The organism is Streptomyces diastatochromogenes, from assembly GCF_002242805.1.
Taxonomy (GTDB): domain Bacteria; phylum Actinomycetota; class Actinomycetes; order Streptomycetales; family Streptomycetaceae; genus Streptomyces; species Streptomyces diastatochromogenes.
In genome coordinates, this window is the sequence record NZ_MCGQ01000065.1 from 1 (window position 1) to 1,015 (window position 1,015).

Below are 1,015 nucleotides of genomic sequence, written 5' to 3' on the forward strand. Positions count from 1 at the left end.
GCCTACAGCTACACGTTCACCAAGCCCGGCACCTACGCCTACCTCTGCACCATCCATCCGTTCATGACCGCCACCGTGGCGGTGACCTGATGACCGACTACTACGACAGTCACGATGGAACACCGGCCGACGACGCCGGTCAGCCTGAAACCGAGCACGGTATGACTCGGCGTCAACTCATCCGGCACGCAGGGTGGTTCGGCGGCGCGGTGGTGCTGACCGTGGCCAGTGGAGAGGTGATCAGCCACATCGCGGACTCCCGGGACACCAACGCCGGTGCCGCCGCTGGTGCCGCCGCAGCGGAAAGCGGCACGCTGCGATTCGTGCAGGTCTCCGACAGTCATATCGGGTTCCACGGCCCGGCGAACATGGACGTGGCCGGCTCATTCTCCGAAGCGATCAACCAGGTCAACTCACTCGGATTCAGACCGGACTTCGTCATGCACAGCGGCGACCTGACCCACCTGTCCACGATCGGGCAGTTCGACCAGGTCAAGCAGATGATGACCGGAATGAAGACAGACCGCGTCTTCACCGTGCCGGGCGAGCACGACTCCATCGGTGATGCGGGCCGCGCCTACCGGCGGACCTTCGGCATGGGCACGCTCGGCGATGGCTGGTACAGCTTCGACACCCACGGCGTGCACTTCATCGCCCTGGTCAACACCCTGAGCCTGGAGAAGCTCGGGCACCTCGGCAACGCGCAGATCGACTTCGTACGCAAGGACCTGGCGGGACTGTCTTCGGACACCCCCGTCGTGGTCTTCAGCCACATCCCGCTGTTCGCCATGTACCCGCAGTGGGGCTGGAGCACCGACGACGCCCTCAAGGTCATCGCCCTCCTGCGCCGCTTCTCCTCCGTCACCTGTCTCAACGGGCACCTCCACCAGCTGTTCACCAAGACAGAGGGCAACATCACCTTCCACTCCGCCACCACCACCGCCTACCCCCTGCCTAAACCGGGCCGCGCCCCCGCCCCCACCCCCCAGGTCGTCCCTGCCCGGCAGCTCAGAGA

2 protein-coding genes are annotated in these 1,015 nt (G+C 65.4%); both read left to right on the plus strand.

The window, feature by feature from the left end:
- Positions 1-90: cupredoxin domain-containing protein (locus BEK98_RS44345; RefSeq protein WP_244202250.1), on the plus strand; the 90-nt coding region annotated here is incomplete at its 5' end.
- A 71-nt stretch (positions 91-161) separates the two neighbouring features.
- Positions 162-1,015, plus strand: an 854-nt coding sequence (locus tag BEK98_RS44350; protein ID WP_244202249.1) for a metallophosphoesterase family protein, incomplete at its 3' end; no start/stop codon positions are given.